The organism is Alicyclobacillus contaminans DSM 17975, assembly GCF_000429525.1.
GTDB lineage: Bacteria > Bacillota > Bacilli > Alicyclobacillales > Alicyclobacillaceae > Alicyclobacillus_A > Alicyclobacillus_A contaminans.
In genome coordinates, this window is the sequence record NZ_AUCA01000069.1 from 1 (window position 1) to 9103 (window position 9103).

Consider the following 9103-nt stretch of genomic DNA (forward strand, 5'->3'; position numbering starts at 1 on the left):
GTGAGTTCACCGATCTTAGCCCGAGCCTCCTGCAACTCTTTCTCCAGCTCCTGCTCCCTCGTAGAGGGTCCGGACTGAAGCCCAGCCCGTCCACCAGTCAGGAACGCTTCACGCCACCTGTAATACAGACTCTGGGCCACGCCATGCCGCCGACATACCTCGCTGATATTCGCACCGGGCATCATGCCCTCGAGCACGATGTTCATCTTCTCGTCCACTGTCCACTTACGTCCCGGCATCATAAACACCTCTACTTCATCTTAACCCATCCCTTCTGTCTGGGTTGACTCTGGGGCCAGTATACTCATTCTACGTAACCATGAACCGATGAGTAGCGGCTGCTGTCCAAGTGTAAACATTGATGTGCGCTGTTTCTCACAACGGGTATATGCACCCAAACATTCGCTATCGCACACTTAATTTCGTCCTTGGGATTTTCATCTAACCTCCGCTATGAATTTGCGCAAGGTTTACCACCAGCCCCACGAACCGAGTGCTGCTAGCGCAAGAAATGGGAAGAAGAGAAATGGAAAAAAGGTTTTTTCAACGTCATCTTTCGTCTTAGCCATGTTCTGCAGCACATCAATGTTTGCAGGATTGACGTCTGTCTCACTCGCAAGACGAGCGGTTGCGCCACCTACCGGCCGTACGTAAATTCCATCACTTGTTACGGTATGAAGAATTCCGCGGTGCATCATACCATCCCTCGTGCGAATGACGACGGGACGTCCAATAAACCGCCTGCAATGAGGACGTGTAATCATTGTTTTATCCCCCCTCCCCGGTATTTACTTGCCAATGTCCATTTAATGTTCGGGGGATTGTGCATGCAGATTTTACTGTTTAGTAACCTGCCCTTGCATATCCGCCGGTAAACGGAACCAGCAGGACGAACAGCACGAAGATAATCAGAAACACTATGGCCCAGCGGGTGAAACCACCGAAACATCCTCCATCGTACACGGACTACCCCCCCTTCGGACTGGATGACACATCTTACGATGCTACATCCTCTTTCGAAGCGGCAGTTGTCCCATAAACTTCAGGGCACCAGCCGAAGCCGATGCCCTCACAATGAGATACGCGCCGTAGCGAGTACCTTGTATATACCCTTGTTGCGTTACTCAGTATGCTCCTACTCCAGCGCCTGCGCCAGCTCCATAACCGCCACCTACGTAACCTCCGGTAAACGGAACAAGCAGGAAGAACAGCACAAAGATAATCAGAAACACTATGGCCCAACGGGTGAAACCTCCAAAACATCCCCCATCGTACACGGACTACACCCCCTTCAAGCTGGATGACTCATCTTACGATGACGCCTTTCCCGTTGAAGCGGCTGCTGTCCAAATAAAGGGCACCAGCCATGGGAATCGGTACGAACGCCGCAAACACCAAACCCAGACAGATCGACGCCGTATACCCCGCTGCCCCGAATGGGTCGCTCACGGTGGGATCGTTGCGACGCAGCGAGAGATACCACAGGTATGACAGCACCAAATACCTAATACCAGCCACGCCCCGCCAGACAGCCGCCACTTGCACGTGAAGAGCACTGACAATCACTCCGCCCAAGATTCCATACCACGCAATAAGTTCGAGTTACATATGATGAGTCCTCCTCGCAATGAGGGGGATTGCACGGCAAAATGAAGCGCGCCGCCCAATCGAAAACGAGCGACGCGCTGAACAACGTCTTATGTGTTGTGTTGTCTGCGAGTGAATCAAGTGTGGATTTTGCGTCACTGGCAGAATAAAAATCGTCCAAGAAGTTGCCTTTTGCGATGAAGAAATCGTCATCGTTTTTGATTTGCGAAAAATACTTTGCCGCACTCAAACGTCGATACTCCATGTTCCTTCCCTCAGTTGACCTTTTTGCACGGAATATCCGCTCGACAACTTCCTATTTGCCCTCTTGGCGACCCTTATTGCGAAATTTCTTTTCAAGTTCCCGCAACAGGTCCATCATTTTCAAGTCTTCCTTGTAATGTATTGCTCAAGTTCGCGCTTCAATGCAGGAAGTTCATCCCTTACTGTTCGCCACACGATCTCAAGGTTGACATTTCCGTAATCATGGATTAGTACATTACGAAATGCAATGATTTGTCGCCAAGGGATGTTTCGACTAAGACGAGAACGAAGAGATAATTTCCCAGCAGCTTCGCCTATTACTTCAAAATTCCGAATCACTGCGTCTTGGATCATTGTCAACCGAAAAAACGCCTCTTCTCCATCCGAAGTACACTCTTGAATCCGACGAATCGCCTCCAATATGTCTTCCAAATACGTCTTGTCCGTCTTTCAAAGTGGTATCGCCTCACTTAACACGGAGGCCCGAATCTCTGGACGTAAGGAACCCTCTGTCGTCACATGCACCGGACATCCAAGCAAATCGCCAAGATCCTCCTGCAAACCGACCAACTCAAATAGCGACACGTCCTTGTCAAATCGCACCAACAGATCCACGTCACTGAATGAATCGGCCTCATCACGAGCAACCGATCCAAATATGCGAATGTCTGTCGCATGATACCGACGGGCTATGTCTAAAATTTGCGGTTTCAAAGCTCGAATACTCACCTGGTTTAATTCTCGATGACTGACGCCACAGTCTTCTTGTATCCGTCCAGACATCAGTGCTTCACAAAACCTCTTTACTTTGAGTACATCTCCAACTGGCAACTGGTCCAAAAGAGCGTGCACTTCCGCACGCTCCGAGTACATGATCATCCACAGGAACCACCTCATTCGGAGAAATTTCACGCATCCACAGTCTTCCTCCGAATTTCCTTCGCCTCTTCCTCAGACAGCCCCGTCAACTCCACCACATCAGCCACCGAAGCACCCTTACGGAACATCCGTTCGGCAATTGACCGTGCTTTCATCAATTCTCCTTCTTTCCGTCCTTGCTGTAGCCCTTGCTTCATCCACTTCTCCTTGAATTCCTCTTCAAACTCCCGCAAAAGCTCCGTCATCTTCAACACCTCCCTGAGCCGTTCCTTTTGCTCCGGCGCAAGAATCCGCGCACTGAACCCGAGAATCAATGCCGCCACATAGTTCTGTTCGTCCCGGTCAGGCACACGCCGCACCATGTCCACAATCTCTTCAAACGCCGCAGCCCGCGCCCGTTTCGTGAAGTGCATGTGGAACGCGAACGACAACCGGACTCTATCCTGTTCTGTCCATTCATCGGTGGCCAGATGCCGCTTCACCGTCTCCAATGCCGCGTCTCCGTCCAACCGGTTCAGATACACGTTCTCCACACTGTACTGAAAGCTCCCTGCATCAAGCTGAGACGGCGCCTCCTGCACGTCCCCGGTGTACAGCACCACCGTTCGCAACTTGCGCCGGTAGCGCTCTGCAATCGCTACGTCATATGCCAGAAAGCGGTACAGAGCCGGTTCGCGTGTCGTCTGGAACTCCAGATGCAGCAACCGCCCGTCCTCCAACTCCAGCATGACGTCCGTGTATTCCTGCCGCACTTCCACCTTCGGAATCTCCGTCGGCAGCGCCCGTACCACATTCGCGTCATGAATCCCAATGACTTCGAGCGCACCGTGGGGCACTGCGCCCGTCAGGTGCTTTGCAACGATGTCATTCGCGTTTCTCGGTATATTCATGATTTCCTCCGTATCCTCAGTATAAACCCGGCCTACTCGCCGTGACTAGATACGCACTGTCCACGCGACCGTACCAAAGCTACCCAATCTCCGTTTTCAATCAGCGGCGCACCAGCCGGAATGCGACCGGTCATGTGATACACCCAGCCTTCCAATCCGCTGTTCACATCCTGCACGATGCTACGGTCGTAGTACTCGGGGTAACCCTCCAGCCTGTCCAGCGCCGCCAGTCCGTTATCCGTCACCTCGGCCCATTCACCGACGACCACACCATGCCTCTCCAATGACACGGCCGGAAACGCCCCCAGATTGTACAGCCGACCGCGGATGCATCCCTCCCCCAATGCACGAGCCAGGTGCGGTTCCATCACTGGGCGATTGTATTGGCCTTCACGAAGAGTGCCGTATACGAACACAACATGATGAGCGGACATGGCGTCACCTCCTCGCCCGTTTTCTTTCTGCAATCACCATATACCATATTGGTAATTTTATAAATGTTAGTAACAAAAACCGAACCAGACGTTACTCCGGAGTCGTACTGAACGCCTTGAGCAAAGCCTCGTCCACTACATCGATCTGCACCTCACCTATCCGCCCCAGCGGATCGCGCAGGAACCCGCTGCCTTTCTCGAACGACTGGAACAGCTCCACATAGTGGTTCAGATCATGTTCGTCCTCCAGCGGCAGACCGAGAAGACGTACCGCATGCTGAACCTGAGCACGGGACGTGATTCGTCCGACGAAGCACCAGCCCAGGCTTGCGGATATGTCGTCGTTCTCCGAGCCCTCTTTCGGCAGCAGAACGTCGGGGTTCTGCACCGCCATTATTAGCACCAGGTTCATACTGCGCCCGAGCAGCAACATCCGGTTGAGCAGCGCTCGGCCTTCCGGGATACTACGCAGAATCCACGCCTCGTCCACCTCAAAAAACTTCTTCACGGATTGCGGCGCCATCACCAACCGCCGGAACGCAATCTGCGTCACCAGATACAGAATCGCCACTGCGAACCGTTGCGAATCACGCCATGCATCCGGCAACGTGTTCGGGTCCGGGATGTCCAAGCCCATGATCGACGCCACCACCAACCGCGCCCGGTCGTCCATCACGTTGTCCTCGCCGTCCGTGCCGAACAGCGCCCGGCCCGTCTCCCCGTCTCGGTAATGCTCCAACAGCCCCAGGAACAGATCAGCAACATCCCGTTTCTCCTCTCGGCGCTGCTCGTCCTTACGTTCGGCGTCAAGGCAGAGTAGAAAGCGGTCCATGTCCCACTTCTCGCCCTCGTACAGCGCGGCCAAGGCCCGCTGCAGGACGAGCGACGCCCGCTGTCCTCACGCCGCGTCGTGACATTGAGCAGCACACTCAGAAACCCTTCCGCGATCAAGCGTGACTCTCTCGCGTCACGCCCCAGTCGAAACGGTGAGAATCGCAGGTCACTTCCCGCACCAAACGTCCACCACACGCTCTCCTGTGGCCAAAGTCTGACTAGCGCACCATACTCGCCCTGCTTCGGGTCCACAACCGCACCCATCGCGTTCCATTGCATCATCGTATCTGCCGCATACTTCATGCCGACGGACTTACCACTGCCGAGCGTACCGACAAACGCCGCGGCGCCACTGCGGTTAAGTTCCCGCATCGCCCGAAACCAATCTGTCCACACCGGACGGCCGCTATGAGCCATCTTGGCAAACCACATCCCCGCCGGGTCGCCCACGCCTTGTCTACGCCGCCCAGTTCACCGGGGAAGAACGCCTGCCAGATTTTCAGGGCGTCCCCCGGCGGATGAACCAACTGAATGGACCCTTGCAACTTTTCTTTCAACTGCTCTTCTCGGCGCAGCATTTCAAGCTCGCTTCCCGCTGCAACCGCGAAAAGTGCGTGAAAGACAGAGAACGCCATTCCAGCTTTCAATTTGGCTTCCAGTGCCTGCGCGTCCTCCAGCCCGTCATAGATGTCCCACGGGACATCGCCCGCCTGTGCGTATTCCTCGCCTTGGGCCGTGATGATCTTTTTTCTCCGATACACGATCTCCCGGGCGCGCTGTGGGGAAAGGATATCGAAGTGCACGCAGGCATCGACCGGGAACGCCAGTTTCTCCAAGGGCAGATACAGCCACTCGTCGCCAACGTTCTCCATACGCTCCGGCAGGCTCGCCGAGGCCATCACCGACTGGTACGAAACCCGTTTATCGCTATGCTCCACCCGAATACGAAACGTATCTTCCCGCACCGCAGCCGACGCAATTGCGAGGCGAAGAGGCCGTGGTCGAATCACGACTTCACCGCCTTCGATAGTCACCGTCCGCGGCAACGGGTCCGGTAGCACGACGGGCCACGGTGCCAAGCCGCGAAAATACGGCGCACGGTGCAACAACTCCAAGTCTCGCGGTGTGGCCCTCGTCAGCATTGGAATGGCGGCCTGCAAGCGGTTAAACAGTCTTAACTCCGCATGCGTAGACGCCTGGATGTCCTGCTTCGTCAGCACCGGGGTCTGTACACGCGCAACCTTTCTCTTCGTCCAGCCCCAGAACCGAAGGAACTGGTCAGCGAGCCGTTCCCGAACCCGGTCAGGACGGTCAAGGACCTGGCTCCAGGCTGCGACAAGTGGGGAAGCAAGCGGCAACACGAGGAAACTCAGACGCTCGCACGAAGACTGTTCGTGAAGTTTCTGTGCGACCAAATCCATATGCCCACGCCAATGCGGATGGTTGCCGAAGGCGGTCATGCGCGCCGAAACCTCTTCCGCAGGGATCGGTACAGCAATGCTTACGATTTGGCCTTGGCCGCGGTACATTTGAAAGAACACCTCAAACTGGCGATAAATGCTGCGTTTTACGGCTTTCGGCTGATTCTCGTAGGGCAGCGCAGGCAGCCGGTACACGCCGTATGCGGTCCCGTTGTCAAGAAACAGGATATTGTCTTGCCAATAGACAGTATGCATAAAAGAACCCCCTTCCGTATGGAGGGGGAATGAAGGGCAATTGCTGAGTATCCATAAGATGCACTAACTTCTGTGCTCATACTGTTCCAAACCGACATTCTTAGACAGTTGATAAATAATATACTGGTTCAAGCTTACCCCTTCACGCCGAGCGTTTTCAACCAAAACCTTATGCAACGATTTCGGCACCCGAACATTGAACTTACCTGAGAACTCTCCCGTGTTTGACGGTTCAGGAATAGAACGGCCTTCTTCCAAGGCAATTTCAATCCATGCACGTTTAGCATCCTCTATCATGCGAAGAGCTTCTTCAATCGTCTCACCCTGACTCAAACAACCGGGCAAATCCGGGATCTCCACCACATATTCACCGGTCGGATCAGGATGAAGCACGACGCTATATGGTAAATCCATGTAGTATTCGAGATCCTTCTCCATCAGACGTTGTCCCCTTCCACAAGGTCAATAACCTGTTTTACATACACTTCGAGTACATAGGGCCTACGATACGGAACCGTGATTTGTTTCCCATTCTTCGTGTAGACATAATGACTTGATCCGCCGCGTGGTTGTCGACGTTCAAAGCCAATCCGACGCAGAATCTTGTCCAGTTCCTCAAAGTGAACTGTCTTCGGATTGTTCCGAATCTGCTCAAAAAGCTTTTCGAGCTGGCTCATTTGTTCCACCTCAGATATAGTACCACATTTAGTGGCAAATGAAAACCTTTATGAAATCACTACAAAGACGCCTCCTCCACTGCCCTCTCCAGCTCCTCCTGCGTCGGTTTTGCGTATCTCCGGGTCATGTTCACGTCCGAGTGCCCGGCCAATTCCGCCACGGCCGCCAAGTCCACACCGCTCGACACCAACGTCCGGCAAATCCGCCAACGCTTTTGCCGCAAAGAAATTCCCGTACTGGTCGCGCTCCAGATAGACGTCCTGGACTGCCTGGGTTACGCTCAACTCCGCACCGCACGCGCGGCACTTGCACGTCTCTGTTCTCTCATACAAGTAGTGGCGCCCCTTATCCCCACACACTGGACAGTGGTAGTACGTCTTATATCGCTTGCGCCCGCTCTCATCCGTCTTGATCCCCGTCATCCAGTGCTCCGGGATGTCGCCGCTGGTAGCCAGCATCTCGCCGATGATTGCGCTCATGCTGGGCCCCTCTATGATTTCGCCCATCACACCCACCTTCGGATACCGCCGTGGACGCCCATTAGTCCTCTCTATTTGCCTGTCGGTTTCTGTATGTTGATGAGCAAAGTCCTCGATTAGCTTGTCAATGTCTCGTACTTCCGTTGCCGGAGCCGTGGAGGCCACTTCTTTGAGGGCTTCTTTCACCATCGCAAGCTCGTCCTTCGTAGGAGGCATCACTGCAGTCCCAGAGTGACGCGAAATCAGGTAATCCAACAAGATCAGGGCGTGTTCGTATTCGCCAGTCGTCTCAATTGTCACTCCGTCTATCCGCACTTTCGTGGTCACCGATGAGTCACCTCCAGTTTGCCAGTCCCTTGAGGCCCCAACACACTTGTGGGTTCCGCATACTCCGCAACGCATTCTCTGCACAACTGACTCCAAGACCAGCCATTGTCGTCCTTGAGAGTAGCGCCACAGAGCCGACACTTGCGTTCGGACTTGTCTATGCCCCTGCGTTCTATCCGCTTCATATTCATCACTCCTTCCCCTAATTCATGATCTGAACGGCAGCGCATTGATTGCAGGTCCGAATCCATTGACGATTCTCAATTCGCAGCAGAAACGATCCTCCTCCACATTGCGGACACACACCGGGCTCCGGGCCGGATGCCGTTGTCTTCACGGTGGTCTTTGCGTCGGTCCGGATTCAGCTGTGGCTGTTCGAATTCGTCCCCGAACAACGATAGTTGTTTACCCATATGACCACCCCCAACCATCACGAACCTTTGTTCGTTGATTCGTTCATTCGTTCGGAGTCATGTCGCTCGGCGTCCGGTGATGATGGCCGCGGCGCGCCCACGTACATCGTCCATCAGGAGTCACCGTCCTCGCATACAATAGTTCAGGAGGGAAAACCATGGGATTTCAGGCGAGTCTCAGCACCAGATACGCCGTGACTTTCTTGACCATACTGGCTCGGTTTCTCATCGGCCCACCGAGCCGCGTTCACCCGTTTACCATCCTGCTAATCATCAGCCTGCTGTACCCGGACGTATCAGTGTCCAGATTCGTAGTAGGACGAGCTCTTTTTCTGCTGATACTGTTCATCGATATCAAGTAACTAGATCCCTCACACGCTCCCTTCATCCCCGTTTTCGATGATGGCTCTGAATATAGTCGTACAGCGGTTTTCAGACCGGACAGAACTCATGTCCTGCAACATTCGTCGCACACTCTTTGCACATCGGGTTTTTCGCACGTGATAGTCATGTGGTGTTAGGATGAAATAGTGGACACAACGAATCGAGAATGTAAGAATAAGGCGATTCGAGGTGAGCCACATGACACAGAAGTACGACAAGGAATTCAAACTTCACGCAGTTCAATTGGCTTTGGAGAGT

13 protein-coding genes are annotated in these 9103 nt (G+C 53.9%); 1 reads left to right on the forward strand and 12 read right to left on the reverse strand.

The window, feature by feature from the left end:
• The 12 genes from G463_RS0116265 to G463_RS23715 form a co-directional block, all read right to left on the reverse strand.
• Positions 1–239 (reverse strand): transposase (locus G463_RS0116265; protein WP_026976007.1); only part of this gene is annotated, 239 nt, incomplete at its 3' end.
• Positions 240–470: 231 nt separating this feature from the next.
• The gene (locus G463_RS0116270; protein ID WP_035487832.1) at positions 471–695 is read right to left on the reverse strand and encodes a hypothetical protein; all 225 of its coding nucleotides are present in this window, start codon (positions 693–695) and stop codon (positions 471–473) included.
• A 610-nt stretch (positions 696–1305) separates the two neighbouring features.
• On the reverse strand, positions 1306–1575 hold the full coding sequence (locus tag G463_RS21020) for a hypothetical protein (protein WP_211227437.1): 270 nt from the start codon (positions 1573–1575) through the stop codon (positions 1306–1308).
• A 396-nt stretch (positions 1576–1971) separates the two neighbouring features.
• Positions 1972–2283, reverse strand: coding sequence for a HepT-like ribonuclease domain-containing protein (locus tag G463_RS24130; protein ID WP_084171836.1), 312 nt, complete (start codon positions 2281–2283; stop codon positions 1972–1974).
• Between the two features lie 18 nt (positions 2284–2301).
• Positions 2302–2730, reverse strand: coding sequence for a nucleotidyltransferase family protein (locus G463_RS0116290; RefSeq protein WP_211227438.1), 429 nt, complete (start codon positions 2728–2730; stop codon positions 2302–2304).
• Positions 2731–2759: 29 nt separating this feature from the next.
• Positions 2760–3620, reverse strand: a complete 861-nt coding sequence (locus tag G463_RS0116295) for an RpnC/YadD family protein (protein WP_026976000.1) — start codon at positions 3618–3620, stop codon at positions 2760–2762.
• A gap of 32 nt (positions 3621–3652) precedes the next feature.
• Positions 3653–4054, reverse strand: coding sequence for a gamma-glutamylcyclotransferase family protein (locus G463_RS0116300; RefSeq protein WP_026976001.1), 402 nt, complete (start codon positions 4052–4054; stop codon positions 3653–3655).
• A 91-nt stretch (positions 4055–4145) separates the two neighbouring features.
• Positions 4146–4886 carry an ATP-binding protein gene (locus tag G463_RS23705; protein ID WP_281171092.1) on the reverse strand — a complete coding sequence of 247 codons (741 nt, stop codon included), beginning with the start codon at positions 4884–4886 and terminating at the stop codon, positions 4146–4148.
• A 301-nt stretch (positions 4887–5187) separates the two neighbouring features.
• The gene (locus G463_RS23710) at positions 5188–6564 is read right to left on the reverse strand and encodes a hypothetical protein (RefSeq protein ID WP_245575933.1); all 1377 of its coding nucleotides are present in this window, start codon (positions 6562–6564) and stop codon (positions 5188–5190) included.
• A 63-nt stretch (positions 6565–6627) separates the two neighbouring features.
• Positions 6628–7002: a type II toxin-antitoxin system HicB family antitoxin gene (locus G463_RS0116310; RefSeq protein WP_026976002.1), complete on the reverse strand. Its 375-nt coding sequence runs from the start codon at positions 7000–7002 to the stop codon at positions 6628–6630.
• Positions 7002–7241 (reverse strand): type II toxin-antitoxin system HicA family toxin, encoded by a 240-nt coding sequence (locus G463_RS0116315; protein WP_026976003.1) that lies wholly within the window; start codon positions 7239–7241, stop codon positions 7002–7004. The genes G463_RS0116310 and G463_RS0116315 overlap by 1 nt, the downstream gene beginning before the upstream one ends.
• A 48-nt stretch (positions 7242–7289) precedes the next feature.
• Entirely contained in the window at positions 7290–8048 is a 759-nt protein-coding gene (locus G463_RS23715; protein ID WP_026976004.1) for a hypothetical protein, read from the reverse strand.
• Between the two features lie 571 nt (positions 8049–8619).
• On the opposite strand from G463_RS23715, the gene G463_RS0116330 reads away from it, so the two are divergent.
• Positions 8620–8823 carry a hypothetical protein gene (locus tag G463_RS0116330; RefSeq protein WP_026976006.1) on the forward strand — a complete coding sequence of 68 codons (204 nt, stop codon included), beginning with the start codon at positions 8620–8622 and terminating at the stop codon, positions 8821–8823.
• Positions 8824–9103 lie beyond the last annotated feature (280 nt).

Coding starts and splice junctions, on each gene's coding strand:
- G463_RS0116270 (WP_035487832.1), bottom strand. CDS start 695: ATGCACCGCGGAATTCTTCATACCGTAACAAGTGATGGAATTTACGTA.
- G463_RS0116310 (WP_026976002.1), bottom strand. CDS start 7,002: ATGGAGAAGGATCTCGAATACTACATGGATTTACCATATAGCGTCGTG.
- G463_RS0116300 (WP_026976001.1), bottom strand. CDS start 4,054: ATGTCCGCTCATCATGTTGTGTTCGTATACGGCACTCTTCGTGAAGGC.
- G463_RS0116330 (WP_026976006.1), top strand. CDS start 8,620: ATGGGATTTCAGGCGAGTCTCAGCACCAGATACGCCGTGACTTTCTTG.
- G463_RS0116295 (WP_026976000.1), bottom strand. CDS start 3,620: ATGAATATACCGAGAAACGCGAATGACATCGTTGCAAAGCACCTGACG.
- G463_RS0116315 (WP_026976003.1), bottom strand. CDS start 7,241: ATGAGCCAGCTCGAAAAGCTTTTTGAGCAGATTCGGAACAATCCGAAG.
- G463_RS23705 (WP_281171092.1), bottom strand. CDS start 4,886: ATGGACCGCTTTCTACTCTGCCTTGACGCCGAACGTAAGGACGAGCAG.
- G463_RS0116290 (WP_211227438.1), bottom strand. CDS start 2,730: ATGATCATGTACTCGGAGCGTGCGGAAGTGCACGCTCTTTTGGACCAG.
- G463_RS23710 (WP_245575933.1), bottom strand. CDS start 6,564: ATGCATACTGTCTATTGGCAAGACAATATCCTGTTTCTTGACAACGGG.